Genomic DNA, 17,874 nt, shown 5'->3' with positions numbered 1-17,874 from the left:
CTCGTGCCTTACCTTGGGCCCATGCGCTTGCTGAACGTCATCGATGTGGAAGCCACCTGCTGGGACGGACAGCCGCCGCCCGGCTCGGTCAGCGAGATCATCGAGATCGGACTCACCGTCGTGGACGTATCGGCACGGCGCCGCGTGTCCCGGCACCGTGTCCTGGTCCGCCCGGTCCGATCGGCGGTGAGCGGCTTCTGCACGGAACTGACCGGGCTGACGCAGGCCGAGGTGGATCGGGGCGTCACCTTCGCCGAGGCCTGCCGGCTCCTCGTCGAGGAATTCGAGGCCGGGGAACGCCCCTGGGCGAGCTGGGGCGAGTACGACCGTCGGCAGTTCGCCCGGCAGAGCCGAGCCGACGGGGTGGCCTACCCGTTCGGCCATCCCACGGAACGCACCCACACCAACGCCAAGGCCGTGTTCACCGCGGCGTACGGGCTGCGGAAGAAACCCGGAATGCACCAGGCTCTACAGATCGCCGGACTTCCGCTCGAAGGACGCCATCACCGCGGCGAGGACGACGCGTGGAACATCGCGGCACTCGTCCTCGACCTGCTGGACCGCGGGGCCTGGCCGATCACAGCCACAGTCACTTGGAGCGGCTAACAGTATGATCTGTTGTGCTTTGATCTCCCCCGCTCGATCAGCTCCGGGCCGACGAACCCGGTGGCCAGACGGTCCCCATGCTCATCGTGCAGCCGGCCTTCTGAGTCGAGTTCCCGCCTCGTGTGGGTAGCGCCGGATCTGTGAGGGAACGGTGGTGTCATGGAGCTGCTCGCCGTTCCGCCACTGGCCGAGTGGCGGGACACCAAAGCAACGGTGCACCGGTTCTGCCAGGTGGTGGGCAAGATTCGGCTCGCCTCGGCGGTCCGGCGCAACCACTGGTGGAACGTACCGTTCCATGTCACCGGGCGGGGGATCACCACCCGTCCGATGGGACAGTCCGACGGCAACCCGATCTTCACGATCGACTTCGACTTCGTCAGCCATCGGCTGGTCGTCACCACGGTGGACGGCCGGGCGGTCTCTTTCACGCTCTACGGCCAGTCGGTGGCGTCCTTCTACAACAGCACCATGGAAGCCCTGGCGGCCCTGGACGTGCGAGTGGACATGACCGTACCGCGGCCGTTCGACCTGCCCGACTCCGACCGGCCGTTCGCTGACGACACCGAGCACGCCGCCTACGACCCCGTCGCGGTCACCCGCTACTGGCAGGTCCTCAGCCAGGTGAACCTGCTGCTGGAGGAGTTCGCGGCGGACTACTCGGGCAAGGTCAGCCCGGTGCACCACTTCTGGCACACCTTCGACATCGCCTGCACCCGCTTCTCCGACCGCCTGATCGAGCAGCCGCCCGAGGCCGACCCCGTGACGCGGGAAGCCTACTCCCACGAGGTGATCAGCTCGGGCTTCTGGTTCGGCGACGACGCCTTTCCCGAGCCGGCCTTCTACTCCTACACCGCTCCCGAGCCCGACGGGCTCGACAGCGAACCCCTGAAACCCGAGGCCGCGCGGTGGATCACGCAACGAGACAGCCATCTGGCCGTGCTGCGCCACGCTGACGCCCGAGCCGAGCCCGACCCGCGCGCCGCCGTCCTCGCCTTCTACGACAGCGCCTACCAGGCCGGAGCCCGGCGCGCCGGCTGGGACATCGCGCGTCTCTCCTGTCCGGGCGGTGTCACTGATCCGCGGTTGAGCACCGGGAGGTGATGGCCGTCCACTTCGACGGCTGCAGCTCCCGGACCAGTCGGCGGGACGTCATGGGCTCGACGGGGAGCGGCCGAGGCGGGCCAGCGACGCCGCCATGAGCAGCGCGGCGATCCCTCCGCAGACCATGACCGCCGAGACGGAGACCGCGTCCACGACGACCCCGCCGAGCAGCGCCCCGAGCGCGAAGGTGGCCTGGAACGACGAGGTGAACACCACCGTGGCCGCCTCCGGCGCGTGCGGCGCCGCCCGGGCGAACCACGCCTGGGAGCAGACCGGCACGGCCCCGTACGCCAGCCCCCACACCACGAGCAGGGCGAACGCCCCACCGGCCCCCGTGCCGAGCACGGGCAGCAGCAGCGTCGCGGCGGCGATCAGGCAGCCGGCGGCGGCGAACGTCGCGCGCGGGGCCGCCGCGACGGTCCGGCCGGCCAGGAAGTTGCCCGCGATGCCCGCCACCCCGTACGCGAGGAGCGCGGCGCTGACGGCCGCGGGGCCGAGCCCCGTGACGTGCCGCAGGAACGGCGTCACGTAGGTGTAGGTGCCGAAGTGGGCCAGCACGATGAGGGCCGTGGCCAGCAGCGCCACCTTCGTGTCCCGGCCGCGCAGCAGGTCGCGCAGCACCCGGGCACTGGTGACCTGCCGGGCGGGCAGCGGCGGCACCACCGCGAGCAGCGCGGCCAGCACGACCGCCGACAGGACGGCCAGCGCCACGAAGGCCGTCCGCCACCCCGCGACGTCGCCGACGAACGTGCCGGCCGGCACGCCGAGCACCGATCCGAGCGGCACCGCCGAGAAGATCAGGGCCGTGGCCGTGCCGACCGCCGCCGGCGGCACCAGGCGGGCGGCGAGCCCGGCCCCGATCGACCAGAACCCGCCGATCGTGAGCCCCACCAGCACCCGCGAGACCAGCATGACCTCGTAGGCGGTGGCGACCGCCGCGAGCACGTCGGCCAGCGCGAGGACCCCCATGAGGACGCCCAGCATCACCCGGCGGTCCAGGCGCGCGGTGGCCAGGGTGACGACGGGGGCGGCGACGGCGGCGACGGCGCCGGGCAGCGTCATGGTCAGGCCCGCGGTGCCGTCGGACACGCGGAAGTCCGCGCCGATGGTGGTCAGCAGGCCGATGGGCAGGATCTCGCTGGTCACGATCGCGAAGATGCCGAGGGTGATCGAGGCGACCGCGAGCCAGGCGGTGACCGGCGGGCGCGTGCGGGGCTGGAGTGTCGTGGACATGGATTTCCGTTCGAGGGCTTGGCTTGGGTGTTCAGCCAAGCAGTGGCGCCGGGACGGGCACCGGCGGCTTTCAGACCTCACCAGTCGCGTCGCCATCACGGAACGAACCTTTCCGCTATAGCTGCCATGCTCGCGGCATGGACGACAGAGTGAGTCGGCGGACGCTCAACCGGGCCGCGCTGGCGCGGCAGTCATTGACGGCGCGGGCGGACCTGCCCGCCCTCGACATGGTCAGGCACCTCGTCGGGTTACAGGCGCAGGCCGCCGACCCGCCGTACCTCGGCCTCTGGACGCGGCTGTCCGGCTTCACCCACGACGACCTGACCGGGCTGCTGTACGACAGGAGCGTCGTGCGGTCGTCGGTGCTGCGCGGCACCCAGCACATCGTCACCGCGGCCGACTTCCCCTGGCTGCGCCCGCTCATGCGGGGCCCGCTGGGCCGGGCCCGGCAGGCCGCGTTCGGGCGGGCCACGGCCGGCATGGACCTCGACGAGCTGGCCGCCGCCGGACGCGACCTGCTCCGGGGCCGCACGCTCACCCGGCCCCGGCTGCGCGACCTGCTGGCCGAGCGCTGGCCGGACCGCGACGCCGAGGCGCTGGCCTGGTCGGTGCAGACGCTCGTACCGGTGATCCACCGGCCGCCCAGCGGCACGTGGGGCAAGGGCGGGGCGACGCCGTTCACGCTGGCCGAGGAGTGGCTCGGCGTCGCGATGGCCGCCGAACCGCGCGTGGACGACCTGGTGCCGCGTTACCTGGCGGCGTTCGGGCCGGCCGGCGTGCGGGATCTCCAGATGTGGTCGGGACTGCGCGGGCTGGAGGCCGACCTGGAGCGGCTGCGGCCCCGGCTGCGGGTCTACCGCGACGAGACGGGCGCCGAGCTGTTCGACCTGCCGGAGGCCGAGCTGCCCGACCCGGGGACGCCGGTCCCGGTGCGGTTCCTGCCCGCGTTCGACAACCTCGTGGTCGCCTATGCCGACCGTACGCGGATCATGACGGACGAGCACCGCAGGCGGGTCTGCGTCGGCTCCATGGTCGCCCCCACGGTGCTCGTGGACGGTTTCGTCCGCGGCACCTGGAAGATCGCGAAGGACCGGGACACGGCGGTGCTGGCGGTGGAGCTGTTCGAGCCGGTGACGGACGGGGCGACGGCGGCGGAGCTGGTGGAGGAGGGGGAGCGCCTCCTGCGCTTCGCCGCGGCGGGCCGGGCCCACGACGTCCGGGTCACGACCGCACAGAGCTGACCGGCCCACCGGCCGCGCCGCCACGCCTCCCCACCCGGCTGACGCTTCACCGGAAGTCGTCGGCGTGGTCGGCGGCCCACTGACCGAAGGTGCGCGCCGGGGCGCCCGTGAGCTCCTGGATCGTGGAGGTCACCAGGCCGGAGCGCGGACGGGTCCCGGCGGCGGCCAGCAGCGCCTCCACCAGCGCGGGCGGGCGGCCGTCGGCGAGCATGCGGGCCCGCGCCTCCTCCACGGGCACGCTCTCGAAACGCACCGGCCGCCCGATCGCCTCCCCGATGGCCCGCACCTGATCGGCCCGGCCGATCACCTCGGGCCCGGTCAGCACGTACGCCGCACCCGCGTGCCCGTCCCCGGCGAGGACCCGCGCCGCCACGTCCGCGACGTCACGCGGGTCCACCACCGCCGTGGAGGCGAACTCGGGACCGCGCACGACACCCGCGGCCCGGACCTGGGCGGCCCAGCCGCGCGCGTTGGAGGCGATCGTGTCGGCCCGCAACACGGTCCACTCCAGGCCGGACCCGGCGATCAGGGCCTCCATGTCGGCGTGGAGCTGGTTGATCGGGTCCGTCTGCCGCTCGGCCTGGTCGTCCACGCCGGACGACGAGAGGTAGACGACCCGCCGGACGTGCCGTGCCAGCACGTCGAGGACGGGCGGGGCGCCCTCGGCGGTGAGGAACGGCCAGATCAGGAACACCACGTCCACCCCGGCCAGCGCCGGCTCCAGCGTGCCCGGCTCGGCCAGGTCGCCCCGAGCCGCCTCGACGCCTTCGGGAAGCCGGGCCCCGCCCGGGTCCCGCACCAGGGCCCGTACTGAAGCCCCGGCGTCCAGGAGCCGGGCGACGACATGGCGGCCGACGTTGCCGGTCGCGCCGATCACGAGAATCTCGCTCATGCCACAGGGCAGCCGCGCCTCCGACCCGGATATTCCACCGAACATCCGGACTGCCGCCTGGGACTCGTTCGCCTCTCAGGCGGAGAGGGCGAGCCGAGGAGCGTCGCCGGCCCTCCAGGACGCGGACCCCCAGAAGGAGCCGCCGACACACCGCGGAAGGCGCGAGCCCAAGAAGGCGAGCCGGAGGCGGGGATCACCACAAGGCGGGATCACCAGAAGGCGGGTCGCCGGAAGGCCGGAGTCACCAGACGGCCGGAGTCACCAGACGGCCGGAGTCACCAGACGGCCGGAGTCACCGGACGGCGGGGTCACCGGACGGCGGGGTCACCTGAAGAGCGGGCCTGAAGAGCGGGATCACCGGAAGGAGCCGGCGATCTGGCGGGTGGCGACGTTGATCCGGTTCCAGGCGTTGATCGAGGCGATGGCCATCACCAGCGCCGCCAGCGCCGCGTCGTCGAACTGCGCCGCCGCCTCCTCCCACACCGCGTCCTCCACGCCCTCCGGCCGGTCGGCGATGCGGGTGACCGCCTCGGCCAGGGCGAGCGCCGCGCGTTCGGCGTCCGTGTAGAACGGGGCCTCCCTCCAGGCGGCGACCGCCCACAGCCGCTCGTCCGTGATCCCGGCCTCGCGGCCCTCGCGCGCGTGCATGTCGACGCACAGGGCGCAGCCGTTGATCTGGCTGACCCACAGCCGGACCAGGTCCAGCGTCTCGCGCGGGACGCCGCTTTCCGCCAGGGACGCCTCCAGCGCCTTCAGGGCCTGGTAACCGCCGGAGGCGAGCTTGTACACGTTCGGCATCCGAGCCTGCATCTCTCTCTTCTCCTCTACTTGGATATGCAATAACCAGAATTCGCTCACACGTAGGCGCGGCCCTCGCGCACGACGTTCCCTACCGCCCTACAGCTCGCGGAGCCGCTGCCGGGTCACGGCCGGAGTGCGCGGCACCCTGCTCTCCACCCGCGCCTGGAGATCGGCCAGCGTCTGACCCGCCAGCTCCTTGCGCCAGGCCAGCTCCGCGCCGCGCATCGTCTGCGACACCACACACGCCTTGCGGTAGTCGATCGTCTCGCTGCCGCCCGGCCCGCGCCGCAGGATCTCCTGGCACCGGAACGCCTCCTGCGGCCCCTCGATGGCCGTCACCACGTCCAGGACCGTGACCTCCTCCGGAGCCCGTGCCAGCCGGAACCCGCCGCGCGGCCCCGAGACCGACGTCACGATCCCGGCCCGCGCCAGCGCCTGCAACTGCTTGTTCAGGTACGCCGCGGGAAGGTCGTAGAAGGCCGCCAGCCTGGCCGCCGGCACCGCCTCGCCGGGCTCGGCCCAGGCCAGGTTGAGGCAGCTGTGCAGCGCCCACTCCACGCCCTCACCCATCTGCATATCCTGGATAGTACACATCCAGGATTGCCCTCGCGAGTGCCGGGCCCGGGCTCACCCGGCCGCCACGAGGCGGTAGCCCACGTCGAGGGCGTCGGCGTCCAGCAGGTCCCGATGGCGCTCGTGCCGGCGGCCGGCGGCCAGGTCGTCCGCGAGGCGCCCCATGGCCTGCCGCAGCCGGCCCTGGTCCAGGCGGGCCAGGCCGGAGACGGCGGCCCGCGCCCGCGTAGAACGGGTGCGAAATACTTCGGCCGGTCCACTGGACAATCCCCGCGCGTTATGGCCTACGGTCGGGCGAATAGCGGCGTCCGACGAGAAACGCGCTGAACGCATTGAGACATCCATCTCGTTGCGCGAAGCGGAAAACCATGCCCCGCACAAGCGGCATTCACCCGCCAAAGCCCCGCTGAACTGGCATGAAGCAACTTTTTGACAACAGAAAGAATGTGTGGCTCAGCCGATCGAAGATGATCGTTTCCATCTTTGGTTATTACGGGCCACCCGCGTGGAAGCGAGTCCCCAAGAAAGGCCGTTAGAGTCGGACGAATGGAATGGAGTTATCGAACGGCAGAAGAACTCATGGCCGCGTTGCGTGCCGGTGAAGTCACCTCGGTGGAACTGACCGACGAGGCGATCGCCCGGATCGAGCGGGACGACAAGGCGATCAACGCGATCTGCGTGCCGGACTTCGACCGGGCGCGGGCCGCCGCGCGCGACGCCGACCAGGCCCGCGCCCGCGGCGAGGACCGGCCCCTGCTCGGCATCCCGGTGACGGTCAAGGAGTCCTACGACATGGCCGGGCTGCCCACGACCTGGGGCATGCCGCCGCACCGGAACCACGTGCCGGCCGAGGACGCGGTACAGGTGTCGCGACTCAAGGCCGCGGGCGCGGTGGTGCTCGGCAAGACCAATGTGCCGTTGGGGCTCCAGGACATCCAGAGCTTCAACGACATCTACGGCACCACCAACAACCCGTGGGATCGCACGCGCACGTCGGGTGGCTCCTCCGGCGGGTCGGCGGCGGCCCTGGCGTGCGGGTTCGGCGCGCTGTCCATCGGCTCCGACATCGCCGGCTCGCTGCGCACCCCCGCGCACTTCTGCGGTGTCTACGGACACAAGCCGACACTCGGGCTGGTGGCGAACCGCGGCATGGTCCCGCCGCCCGGGCCGGCGTTGCCGGTCGACCTCGACCTCGCCGTGGCCGGCCCGATGGCGCGCACCGCCCGCGACCTCATGCTCCTGCTCGACGTCATGGCCGGACCCGACCCGCTGACGTACGGCGTGGCCTACGACCTGAGGCTGCCGCCCGCCCGCCACGATCGGCTCCGCGACTTCCGGGTCCTGGTCCTGGACGAGCATCCGCTCATCCCGACCGGGTCCGCCGTGCGGGCGAGCGTGAACCGGGTGGCCGACGCGCTCCTCGACGGCGGCGCCCGCGTCGAACGGCACAGTCCGCTGCTGCCCGATCTGGCGGAATCCGGGATCCTCTACACGCAGTTGCTGATCTCTGGCTCCGTCGCGCGTTTTCCCATGGACTCGTACGAGGAGCTGCGGACCCGCGTCGCCGGGCTCAGCGCGGACGACCAGAGTCTCAGCGCGACGCGGCTGCGCGCCATGATGTTCAGCCACCGCGACTGGCTGGAGGCGGACTTCCGCCGCGAGCTCCACCGTCACGGCTGGCGGCAGCTGTTCGCCGAGTTCGACGCCGTGGTGTGCCCGATCACGCCGACGCCCGCGTTCCCGCACGACCACAATCCCAATCCGTTGGAACGGCGCATCGACATCGACGGCGTCGAGTACCCGTACTTCGACCAGCTCGTCTGGGCCGGCCTGGCCACCATGCCCGGCCTGCCCGCCACCGCCGTACCCGCGGGCCGCTCCCCCGAGGGCCTGCCGGTCGGAGTGCAGATCATCGGTCCGATGTTCGAGGACCGCACCCCGCTGCGGCTGGCCGAACTGCTGGAGGAGAGGATCGGCGGCTTCCAGGCGCCGGACGAGGGCGCATGACCGCGGTTCCGTAGCGGACGAGGCGCGGATCGGCCGCTACGGAACCCCGATGCGGGCCGCGGGCCGACGGCTCATCCGGGTCCGGCCGGCGGCTCATCCGGGCTCGGCCGGCGGCTCATCCGGGTCCGACCGGCGGCTCATCCGGGTCCGGCGGTCGGCGCGGGCGACCGCGTGGCCGGTGAGAACCCCAGCGCCGCCTGCACGATGCGGACCGCCTCGCTCGCGTCGATGCCGACGCTGGCGATCACGGCCGCGTACTCGGCGGCGGCCCGCCGGGCCCGTTCGCGGCCCTCCTCCCCCGCCGCCGACACGAACGAGCCCGCCCGTCCGCGCGTCTCGATCAGCCCCGCCTCCTCCAGCTCCCGGTACGCCCGGCCGACCGTGTTGACGGCCAGGCCGAGATCGGCCGCCAGGTGCCGGATCGTCGGCAGCCGGGACCCCACGGGCAGCGCGCCGGCCTGGATCTGCCGGGCGAGCTGGGCCCGGAGCTGCTCGAACGGCGGAACGGGCGAGCCCGAGTCGATGACGATCATCGGACGCCCATCACCCTCCGGGCCACCGTCGTGCTCGACGGCGTTCTGGCCCGGATCGCGACGCACGCGGCCAGGCCCACGAACATGAACAGGAGCGAGGCGACGTTCCACCATCCGGGCGCGGCCCCGAACAACAGCACCACGGGCAGCGCCCACAGCACGGTCGGGGCGGCGATCTCGCGCGCGTCCTCGACCCGCATGATGACGTCTGCCGTCAGCGAGACCTCGTCCTCGGCCACGACCGGACGCGCCAGCAGGTCACGCAGGTGCAGGACGACGCCGGCGCCCACCCCGGCCAGGCCGATCAGCAGGACGAGGGCCGCGTGGCGCACGGTCTCGTCCTGGACCGTCAGGGCGCTCACCGCCAGCACCAGCGCGCCGGCGAAGGTGGCGAGCGCGAAGGCCGCGAAGGGCCGGCCGAGCACGGCACGCCAGCCGGGCTGGACGGGGTGGGCCGCCCGGCGCGACAGTGCCGCTCCGGCACGCCGGTCGACGCGCCGCACCCACCAGTCGAGCAGCGACCGGACGAGGAGCAGCCCCGCCATCGCCGCCGCCAGGATCAGCAACGACGCGGACCGGTGCGCCGGGAACCCGCCGGAAGCGCCGGTGGTGAGCCGGCCGTACGCCTGCGCGAGCGCGGCCCCCATGATGAGCGCGGCGACGGCGACCTGATCGGCCAGCCGTGCCCGCCGTCGTACCGCCAGCCGCATGGCCAGCAGCGGCGTCGGCGCGGCGTCGGGCAGACCGTGACTGGTCAGCCAACTGCCGGCCCGCCGCAGCTCGGCCGGGCTGGCGCCCGGCGACGATGCACTTGCCATGCCCTCCTCCTTATGTCGCAACTATTGTCTCAATATCATGCGTCATAACTTGCGACAAAGTCAACGCGACCAGACGCCGTAAGCACCGAGGAAGGAAACCGTAAGAGCCCTCCGCCACTGTGGAGCCATCGGAAGCGAACACCGCCGACACCCGAAACCGGAAGGAAACACCCCATGCGCAGGCTCATCCTCCAGGTCCAGACCACCGCCGACGGCTACATGGCCGGCCCGGACGGCGAGATGGACTGGCTGACCTTCCCCTGGACCGACGACATCCAGACCTACATCACCGGCCTCACCCGGCCGGTCGACTGCATCGTTCTGGGCCGCAGGCTCGCCGAGGGCTTCATCCCGCACTGGGCCTCGCAACCGGCGGGCGAGAGCCAGGAGGCCATCGACTGGATGAACGACACGCCCAAGGTCGTGATCTCCGACAGCCTCGCCGAGTCGCCCTGGGAGAACACCGTCGTCGCGGGCGGCGACCTCGTCGAGACCGTCGCCAAGCTCAAGGCCCAGCCGGGCGGCGACATGATCGTCTACGGGGGCGGCACGCTCGTGTCGAGCCTGATCGCCGCCGATCTGCTCGACGACCTGCACCTGTTCGTCAACCCGACCGCGATCGGCTCCGGCATGCCCGTCTTCCCCGGCGGGGCGTACCGGCGGCTGCGCCTGGTGGACGCGCAGCCGTTCGACTGCGGCATCGCGATGCTCCACCTCGAACCCAAGCGCTGACACGCACGGGCGCGGCGATGCCAACGGATCGCGCACGGCACAATGGCCGCTGTGACCCCCTTCGACGCAGTGCTCTGTGATCTCGACGGCGTGCTTCGCCAGTTCGACCACGCCGTGCAGGCCGACATCGAGGCCCGTTACGGCCTGCCCCTGATGCGCACGGCCTTCGACCCCGCCCTCATCAAGCCGGCCATCCTCGGCGAGACGACCGAACAGGAGTGGGCCGACGCGATCGCCGTGGCGCTGGGCGACGACGAGCGTGCCCGGCAGGCGGTGGCCGAGTTCATGGAGGTGCCGTTCTGGGTGGACGAGGAGGTCAGGGCGCTGCTGGCGAAGGCGCAGGAGCACGTGCCGGTGGTGCTGGTCACGAACGCCATGGACACCGTGGAGGAGCACCTCGACCGGCTGGGGCTGACCTACTTCGCCGACGCCGTGATCAGCAGCGCGCGGGTCGGGGTGGCCAAGCCGGACCGCCGCATCTACGAGCTCGCGGCGGAACTGGCCGGGGCCGCGCCCGAACGATGCCTGTTCGTGGACGACCGGCTGGAGAACGTGGAGGGCGCCAGGTCGCTCGGCATGACCGGCGTCCACTTCCGCGCACCGGCCGACCTCGCGGCCGCCCTGCCCTGGTAGCGGGGCCTCGGTGAGCGGCACCTGACGCTGATCGCGCCCGCGACGTCATGGCGGGCAGTGACCACGACTTTGTAGAGGGGCGCTTCGGGGACGCGCCCGTGAGTCGTCGGCCAGGAATCGCGGGCTCCTGACGAGCGTGGCCACAGCCGCTAGTGGTCCTGCACGGATGCTCCCCCCGGTAACGGGCAGGAGCCCTTCATGCTCATCGATCTCACCGGCAAGACAGCGCTGGTCACCGGCTCGACCCAGGGCATCGGAGCGGCCATCGCGACCGGCCTGGCCAGGGCCGGCGCCCGGGTGGCCGTCAACGGCCGGACGGCCTCGACCGTCGAGGAGGCCGCCGAGCGGATCCGGAGCGAAGCGCCGCAGGCCGACGTGGTGCCGCTGGCGGCCGACGTGGCCACCGAGGACGGCGCCGCCCACGTCACCGAGGTCCTTCCCGACCTGGACATCCTGGTCAACAACCTCGGCGTCTTCGGATCCCGGCCGGCGCTGGAGATCACCGATGCGGAGTGGCGGCGCTACTTCGAGGTCAACGTGCTGGCCGCCGTCCGTCTCACCCGCGCCTACCTGCCGGGGATGAAGGCCCGGTCGTGGGGGCGCGTGCAGTACGTCGCCAGCGACTCCGCGATCGTCACCCCGGTCGAGATGATCCACTACGGCATGACGAAGACCGCGCTGCTGGCCGTGTCGCGCGGCTTCGCGAAGGAGGCTGCCGGTAGCGGCGTCACCGTCAACTCCGTCATCGCCGGTCCCACCCACACCGGCGGCGTGGAGGACTTCGTGTACGAACTCGTGGACCGTGACCTGCCCTGGCCGGAGGCCCAGCGCGAGTTCATGCGGCTGCACCGGCCGCAGTCGCTGCTCCAGCGGCTGATCGAGCCCGAGGAGATCGCCAACATGGTCGTGTACCTCAGCTCGCCGTACGCCTCGGCCACGACGGGGGGAGCGATCCGCGTCGACGGCGGCTACGTCGACGCGATCCTCCCTTAGGGGCGTCCCTCCCTCAGGGGGCGTCCCACCCTCAGGGAGCGTCCCACCCTCAGGGAGCGTCCCTCCCACAGGGGCGTCCCTCCCGCAGGGGCGTCGCGAGCTGTGAGAGGTCGCAACCACGAGCGCTTGGTGGCGCATCACGGGCGGCGGCGGCTGGTGCGGCCGTCAGGCCGTGGCGGTCAAGATCAGCCGACGTTCGAAGCGGCTGGATCACCGGCCACGGGTGCGGGTGGGTCACGGCCACGGGTGCGGACGGATCTCCTGGCACGGACACGAGCGACTCTCCAGCCGCGGACACGGGTGCGTTCGCGGTGCTGGGCGGCCGGCCCTCGATCGCCCACCCCTGCAACGCTGAGCCGGGGAGCCGTGCACCTAGCCGATGAGGGCCTCGGTGATCTGACGGGTGGTCTGCGCGGCGACGCGGAGGTTGGCGGCGGCGTAGAAGGTGTAGGCGTTCAGGCCGGTCGCCAGAGCCCATCCGCGGCCTCGGGTCCAGGTGGCCTCGTCCACGCCGAGCGCGGCACGGAAGGCGGCCCGGCTCCCGGCCGACATCAGGGTGAACGCGATGGTCAGGTCGCAGGCCGGATCGCCGATGCCGAGCTCGCCGAAGTCGATGACCGCGCTGAGGCGGCCGTCGACGGTCAGCAGGTTGCCGGTATGGAGATCGCCGTGGACCCAGACCGGAGCGCCGTCCCATCCGGGCGCGTTCAGCGCGGCGTCCCACAACTCGGTCAGGGCGGCACCGTCGAACGCGCCGTCGACCCGCGCGATGGCGGCCCGTGTCGCGCGGTCCCGGTCGGCCAACGGCCGGGCCATGAGCGCGTCGTCGAGATTCCCGGGTGAGACGTCCTCCGACGCGCATCGCCGGAGGGCGGTCAGGAACTCCGCCAGTTGGACGGCGGCCGCGGATGAGCCGGACAGCGCCTCGACGGTCGCCACCTCGCCCTCCAGCCACCGGTTCACCGCCCACTGCCACGGATAGCCGCAGCCGGGCTCACCCACTGCCACGGGCGCCGGGACGGCCAAGGGCAACCGCGGGGCGAGCCGAGGCAGCCACTCGGCCTCCTTCCTGGCCTGTCGGATGGCGCCTGGATGACGCGGCAACCGGACGGACAGCTCCTCGCCCAGCCGGTAGATCACATGGTCGGAGCCGGCGGGGTCGACCAGCTTGAGGGGCAACCCGGCCCACTGCGGGAACTGCTCATCTACCAGGCGCCTGGCCAGCTCGTCGCTGATCGAGGGACTGGTGTCCGTGGTTCTCGCGGTGGCCATGAGCAGCTCCTGTGATCAGCGTGCGACGGGCAGTCGGGGCCATCACATGGCGTCGGGAACCAGTCTGTCGACCGGTTTTCCCGGGAGGCGTCGTCAGTCACGCCGGAACTGGCGGCCATGCCACGACTCGTCAGCCACGGCTGAGCCGGCCAGCCGCGGTTGGGCGCGGGCGGCGCCGGCCGCTCGATCACCGCTGGGCTGGTCGATCACCGCTGGGCTGGTCGATCACCGCTGGGCTGGCCGATCACCGCTGGGCTGTTTCGACAGTGCCGTGGCCTGGCACGGGTCACTCGGTCGGAGGGATGGGGGCCGTGCTCACCTCCGACGCGAAGGACCCGCCCGCGTTCAGTCGTTGGATCAAGGTCAAGAGGCCCTGGCGGTCGTCGTGGGACCGCAGCCAGCGGTGCACCTGGCACGCCGACTTGGCGTACGTGGTGGCGTCCTTGCCGGCCGCCGCCAGCCATTGCTCCAGCGTCACGGGCAGCGGACCGGTCGGCGGAGTCGTGCAGCGGTCACCCGCGGCCTCGGGACGCAGGTAGCGAGGGTCGTCGGAGACCACCACCGCCAGTCCTTCGTCGAACCACTGCGGCACCTCCACACCGCCGGCGAGGCGGGCGTGCAGCTCGACGTGGGACATCTCGTGGGACGCGATCACCGTGTCCAGCCCTCGGGGCGACAGCATGACGGACCGGTTGAGGATCGCGATGCCGCGCTCCTTCTTGCCGCCGATGCGGGCATAGCAGGCGTCGGTCACGCAGACCAGCAGGCGGGGCGAGCTGACCGGTGTGCCGTAGAAGCCCTCGATCCGGTCGCGGGCGGCCGCCACGGTGCGGTGGATCCGCTGCCGCTGCTCGCCGGACAGGCTCTTCTCCGCGTACACGCCGGGTTCCAGCTCGGTGAGGCCGTAGCAGCCGGGACAGGTGGTCGCCGCGACGGAGGGGTAGGCCGCGGCGACTCCGGCCACGGCGGCGGCGAGCAGCGTCGCCAGGGCGGCGGCGGCCCGTGCCCACATCCTGCGCGATCTCTCGCGCGACCTCTTGCGTGGGGCGTGCACTCCGGTCTCCTCCACTTCGACTCCCGCGACTGGACATGCGGCTCAAGTCGCCTCAGGTACGGCGGTGACACTCTCGCGCATTTCGCCGGGGCGCGCATCAGACCGTGGGCTGACATACCGAGGAATGACAGCTCAACGGGAGACCGCGGTCCCGGCCCCGTCGCGTTCCGCCTCCTCGGGGCCATCGGCAAGCTCGGGCGGCGTCGCGTCCGGGAGATCGTCGCGTACCCGCCACACTGCCGGGACCAGCAGCGTCGCGACCGTGAAGACGACGTCCAGCCCCGCGCTCAGCGCGAGCACCGTGTCACCGCCCCACGCCGCCGCCAACGGCCCGGACATGGCCATGCCGAGCGGCGCGGCCACCAGCGCCCTGGTTCGGGAGTCTCGACGGCATCGTGGCAGACCCCACCGACACTTCTCCGCGCACGGCCGGACGCGGGCCGTCGGTTCGGGGCGGGCGACGACACGGAGCGTCATAACCGCCATAGAGCCGCATAGCAGGACATCCACCCGTCCAACAGGACAAGATCGGGCGCCGTCGGCGGCTCTCCGTCAGATGACGATCGCTCGTCGTTAAAGCCCAAATTTCCCCACAAGTTGTCAGCGACCACTACCATCACTCAGCGTGTCACCTGAGCAGCACTCCACCACAGCCGTCTTCGTCGACCAGAGCGGCCGTCGCCGACGGCTGGTCATGGTGGTCGGGATCGTGTCGAGCGTGCTGGCCATCGGGGTGCTGGCCGTCGTGATCGGCGGCGCGTTCTCCCGTACGACACTGTCGGTCAGCGGATGGCCGGGCGACCAGCCGGAAGGCGTCGCCGCCTCGCCCCACCGCTCGCCGACTCCCCGCACCAGCTCGACCAGGCGCCCGACGCCCTCCCCCGTCCAGGCGCGGCCCACCCCCACCCCCACGAGGACCGCCACGCCGTCCCGGCGGCCCACGCCCAAGCAGAGCGCGACGCGGCGGCCCACACCCCGGCAGGAGCCGACCGAGCGGCCGGAGCCGTCCGAGGAGCCCACCGCCGAGCCGGCGCCCACGCCCGGCGAGACGACGGCCGACCCGACGCCCACCAGGCGGATCCCGCCGGGTCTCGACCCGGACCGGACCAAGGGCCCCAAGAAGTGACAGCCCAGGACGTCCGCGTCCGGCCCCCTCCGCCCGTCCCCGCCTGGCAGGACCCCGCCGCGGGCCGGCGTCCCGAACCACCGGCCGCCACCCTCCCCCAGCCCGCCGTCCTCCCCGAACCCGCCGCCAGGCGTCCCGCGGACCCGCGCGGCCACTGGTTCATGCTCGCCGTCGGCCTGCTGCTCGTCGCCGCCGCGCTCACCCTCGACGGGTACGTGACCGGCGTCACCGGCGAGACCCACGCCGCGCCGCCCGCCGCCGACCATCCCTCCGCCGAGCTGGCCAGGGCCCGGCGCGGCGGCCCCGTGCTGAACCTGACCGCCGGCGCCCCCTCCAGCGCCCACCCGGCCGGCCGGACGATCGCGCTCACCTTCGACGACGGCCCCGACCCCGCCTGGACCCCGCGCGTCCTGGACGTGCTCAAGAAGCACGGCGCCAAGGCGACGTTCTTCACCGTCGGCTCGAAGGTCGCCCAGTACCCGGAGCTGGCCCGGCGCATCGTCGCCGAGGGCCACGAGCTGGGCAACCACACCTACACCCACGCCGACCTCGCCTCCGTGCCCGGCTGGCGGCTCAGGCTGGAGCTGTCGCTGACGCAGAAAGCGCTCGCGGGCGCCACCGGCCTGCACACGACGCTGGCCCGCCCGCCGTACTCCTCGACGCCCGCCGCGATCACCGTCCCGCAGTGGGAGGGCATGCGGTCGCTGGCCGCCGAGGGGTACCTCGTCGCGCTGACCGACCTCGACACCCGCGACTGGGCCCGGCCGGGAACGGACCGGATCGCCGCATCGGCGCTGCCCTCACGGGGACGCGGGGCGATCGTCATGATGCACGACTCGGGCGGTGACCGGCGGCAGACCGTCGAGGGCCTCGACCGGGTCCTGACCGAGCTGTCCGGCAAGGGCTACCGGGCGGTCACGGTGACGGGCGCGCTCGGCATGCCGTCCGCCCACCGGCGGGCCGACGGCATGGACCGGTTCGCCGGCACCGTGCTCAACGCCGCCCAGCGCGCCGCCGCGGCCTTCACCGGGGCGCTGTCGTGGGTGCTGTTCGCCGCCGGCGCGCTGACGCTGGCGCGGCTGACGTTCTTCGCCGTCCTGGCGTAGTTGCACGCCCGCCGCACGCGCGGCGGCAAGCGGCGGAAGGGACGCGCCCCCATCTGGTCCGCGCCGCCGCCCGTCACCGTGATCGTGCCCGCCTACAACGAGGCGGCCGGCATCCAGGCGACGGTGCGCTCGCTGGTGGAGACCGACTACGAGGGCGAGGTGGAGGTGCTGGTCGTCGACGACGGCTCCACCGACGACACCGCCGCCCTGGCCGCCGCGCCCGGGTACGCCGACGTGCGGGTCATCCGGCGGCCCAACGGCGGCAAGCCGGCCGCGCTCAACACCGGCATCACGCAGGCCCGGCACGAGCTGATCATCATGGTGGACGGCGACACCGTCTTCGAGCCCGCCACCATCGGCCGGCTGATCCGCCAGCTCGCCGACCCGTCGGTCGGCGCGGTCAGCGGCAACACCAAGGTGGGCAACCGGCGCGGCATGATCGGGCGCTGGCAGCACATGGAGTACGTCATCGGGTTCAACCTCGACCGGCGGGCCTTCGAGCTGCTCGACTGCATGGCGACGGTGCCCGGCGCGATCGGCGCGTTCCGCCGTTCGGCGCTGGTGGCGCTCGGCGGCGTCAGCACCGACACGCTGGCCGAGGACACCGACCTGACCATGGCGCTGTGCCGGTTCGGGTGGCGCGTGGTCTACGAGGAGCGGGCGCTGGCCTGGACCGAGGCGCCCACGTCGCTCGGCCAGCTCTGGAAGCAGCGCTACCGCTGGTGCTACGGAACGCTCCAGGCCATGTGGAAGCACCGGCGCGCGGTGCTGGAGCGCGGGCCGTTCGGCCGGCGCTGCCTCGGCTACCTGACGATGTTCCAGGTGGTGCTGCCGCTGCTGGCCCCCGTCGTCGACCTCATGGCGGTCTACCAGACCGTTCTGGGCGACCCGCTGCCGGTGGTGGCGGTGTGGGCGGCGTTCGTGGTGGCGCAGGCGCTGACCGGCTGGTACGCGCTGCGTCTCGACGGCGAGCGGGTCTCCGCGCTGTGGGTGCTGCCGTTGCAGCAGTTCGTCTACCGGCAGCTCATGTACCTGGTGGTGATCCAGTCGGTGGCGACGGCGGTCCTGGGCGTACGGCTGCGCTGGCACACCATCCGCCGCGAGGGCGCCTTCGGCGGTCCCCCCACCGAAGGCGCCCGGATCTGACCCCGGG

Annotated in this window: 20 protein-coding genes; 10 read left to right on the top strand and 10 right to left on the bottom strand. The window is 72.5% G+C overall.

Annotated elements, in window-relative coordinates; all coding sequences use genetic code 11:
- Positions 1-21: 21 nt before the first annotated feature.
- Positions 22-606: a 3'-5' exonuclease gene (locus HD595_RS21820; protein WP_253771821.1), complete on the top strand. Its 585-nt coding sequence runs from the start codon at positions 22-24 to the stop codon at positions 604-606.
- Between the two features lie 159 nt (positions 607-765).
- A complete protein-coding gene (locus HD595_RS21815) occupies positions 766-1,707 on the top strand; it encodes a DUF5996 family protein (protein ID WP_253771819.1) in 942 nt (313 codons plus the stop codon).
- A gap of 48 nt (positions 1,708-1,755) precedes the next feature.
- Here HD595_RS21815 and HD595_RS21810 read toward each other — a convergent pair whose 3' ends face one another.
- A complete protein-coding gene (locus HD595_RS21810) occupies positions 1,756-2,940 on the bottom strand; it encodes an MFS transporter (protein WP_253771817.1) in 1,185 nt (394 codons plus the stop codon).
- Positions 2,941-3,077: 137 nt separating this feature from the next.
- On the opposite strand from HD595_RS21810, the gene HD595_RS21805 reads away from it, so the two are divergent.
- Positions 3,078-4,181 (top strand): winged helix DNA-binding domain-containing protein, encoded by a 1,104-nt coding sequence (locus tag HD595_RS21805; protein ID WP_253771815.1) that lies wholly within the window; start codon positions 3,078-3,080, stop codon positions 4,179-4,181.
- 46 nt (positions 4,182-4,227) lie between these two features.
- On the opposite strand, the gene HD595_RS21800 is transcribed toward HD595_RS21805, so the two are convergent.
- The 4 genes from HD595_RS21800 to HD595_RS21785 all read right to left on the bottom strand — a co-directional run bounded on the left by HD595_RS21800 (position 4,228) and on the right by HD595_RS21785 (position 6,714).
- On the bottom strand, positions 4,228-5,073 hold the full coding sequence (locus tag HD595_RS21800; protein WP_253771813.1) for an NAD(P)H-binding protein: 846 nt from the start codon (positions 5,071-5,073) through the stop codon (positions 4,228-4,230).
- Positions 5,074-5,427: 354 nt separating this feature from the next.
- Positions 5,428-5,883, bottom strand: coding sequence for a carboxymuconolactone decarboxylase family protein (locus tag HD595_RS21795; RefSeq protein ID WP_253771811.1), 456 nt, complete (start codon positions 5,881-5,883; stop codon positions 5,428-5,430).
- A gap of 87 nt (positions 5,884-5,970) precedes the next feature.
- Positions 5,971-6,450, bottom strand: coding sequence for an RrF2 family transcriptional regulator (locus tag HD595_RS21790; RefSeq protein ID WP_253771809.1), 480 nt, complete (start codon positions 6,448-6,450; stop codon positions 5,971-5,973).
- 51 nt (positions 6,451-6,501) lie between these two features.
- Positions 6,502-6,714 carry a hypothetical protein gene (locus HD595_RS21785; RefSeq protein WP_253771807.1) on the bottom strand — a complete coding sequence of 71 codons (213 nt, stop codon included), beginning with the start codon at positions 6,712-6,714 and terminating at the stop codon, positions 6,502-6,504.
- Between the two features lie 279 nt (positions 6,715-6,993).
- Here HD595_RS21785 and HD595_RS21780 point away from each other — a divergent pair, with 279 nt between their 5' ends.
- Entirely contained in the window at positions 6,994-8,454 is a 1,461-nt protein-coding gene (locus HD595_RS21780; protein ID WP_301309557.1) for an amidase, read from the top strand.
- Positions 8,455-8,591: 137 nt separating this feature from the next.
- On the opposite strand, the gene HD595_RS21775 is transcribed toward HD595_RS21780, so the two are convergent.
- Both HD595_RS21775 and HD595_RS21770 read right to left on the bottom strand, forming a co-directional pair.
- Positions 8,592-8,987, bottom strand: coding sequence for a GntR family transcriptional regulator (locus HD595_RS21775; RefSeq protein WP_253771803.1), 396 nt, complete (start codon positions 8,985-8,987; stop codon positions 8,592-8,594).
- Positions 8,984-9,805, bottom strand: coding sequence for a hypothetical protein (locus HD595_RS21770; protein WP_253771801.1), 822 nt, complete (start codon positions 9,803-9,805; stop codon positions 8,984-8,986). Before HD595_RS21770 ends, HD595_RS21775 begins: the two co-directional genes overlap by 4 nt.
- Before the next feature lie 174 nt (positions 9,806-9,979).
- Between HD595_RS21770 and HD595_RS21765 the strand changes: the two genes are divergently transcribed.
- The 3 genes from HD595_RS21765 (at position 9,980) to HD595_RS21755 (ending at position 12,163) form a co-directional block, all read left to right on the top strand.
- Complete coding sequence (locus tag HD595_RS21765; protein WP_253771799.1) at positions 9,980-10,537, top strand: dihydrofolate reductase family protein; 558 nt, start codon at positions 9,980-9,982, stop codon at positions 10,535-10,537.
- 51 nt (positions 10,538-10,588) lie between these two features.
- Positions 10,589-11,170 carry an HAD family hydrolase gene (locus HD595_RS21760; protein ID WP_253771797.1) on the top strand — a complete coding sequence of 194 codons (582 nt, stop codon included), beginning with the start codon at positions 10,589-10,591 and terminating at the stop codon, positions 11,168-11,170.
- A 198-nt stretch (positions 11,171-11,368) separates the two neighbouring features.
- Positions 11,369-12,163 carry an SDR family NAD(P)-dependent oxidoreductase gene (locus HD595_RS21755; RefSeq protein ID WP_253771795.1) on the top strand — a complete coding sequence of 265 codons (795 nt, stop codon included), beginning with the start codon at positions 11,369-11,371 and terminating at the stop codon, positions 12,161-12,163.
- Positions 12,164-12,535: 372 nt separating this feature from the next.
- Here HD595_RS21755 and HD595_RS21750 read toward each other — a convergent pair whose 3' ends face one another.
- The 3 genes from HD595_RS21750 to HD595_RS21740 form a co-directional block, all read right to left on the bottom strand.
- Positions 12,536-13,435: an aminoglycoside phosphotransferase family protein gene (locus HD595_RS21750; protein WP_253771793.1), complete on the bottom strand. Its 900-nt coding sequence runs from the start codon at positions 13,433-13,435 to the stop codon at positions 12,536-12,538.
- A gap of 286 nt (positions 13,436-13,721) precedes the next feature.
- Entirely contained in the window at positions 13,722-14,447 is a 726-nt protein-coding gene (locus HD595_RS21745) for a P-loop NTPase family protein (protein WP_253771791.1), read from the bottom strand.
- A gap of 174 nt (positions 14,448-14,621) precedes the next feature.
- Positions 14,622-14,828 carry a hypothetical protein gene (locus HD595_RS21740; RefSeq protein WP_253771789.1) on the bottom strand — a complete coding sequence of 69 codons (207 nt, stop codon included), beginning with the start codon at positions 14,826-14,828 and terminating at the stop codon, positions 14,622-14,624.
- Between the two features lie 286 nt (positions 14,829-15,114).
- Between HD595_RS21740 and HD595_RS21735 the strand changes: the two genes are divergently transcribed.
- Genes HD595_RS21735 through HD595_RS21725 form a run of 3 tightly spaced genes read left to right on the top strand, consistent with a single transcriptional unit; the run spans position 15,115 to position 17,867 of the window.
- Positions 15,115-15,615 carry a hypothetical protein gene (locus HD595_RS21735; RefSeq protein WP_253771787.1) on the top strand — a complete coding sequence of 167 codons (501 nt, stop codon included), beginning with the start codon at positions 15,115-15,117 and terminating at the stop codon, positions 15,613-15,615.
- Positions 15,612-16,721, top strand: a complete 1,110-nt coding sequence (locus tag HD595_RS21730) for a polysaccharide deacetylase family protein (RefSeq protein ID WP_253771785.1) — start codon at positions 15,612-15,614, stop codon at positions 16,719-16,721. The genes HD595_RS21735 and HD595_RS21730 overlap by 4 nt, the downstream gene beginning before the upstream one ends.
- Positions 16,722-17,867, top strand: coding sequence for a glycosyltransferase family 2 protein (locus HD595_RS21725; RefSeq protein ID WP_253771783.1), 1,146 nt, complete (start codon positions 16,722-16,724; stop codon positions 17,865-17,867).
- Positions 17,868-17,874 lie beyond the last annotated feature (7 nt).

It is taken from the genome of Nonomuraea roseoviolacea subsp. carminata (assembly GCF_024172185.1).
Taxonomy (GTDB): domain Bacteria; phylum Actinomycetota; class Actinomycetes; order Streptosporangiales; family Streptosporangiaceae; genus Nonomuraea; species Nonomuraea roseoviolacea.
The sequence above is the reverse complement of the archived record's forward strand: the minus strand, read 5'-3'. Positions and strand labels throughout refer to the sequence as shown.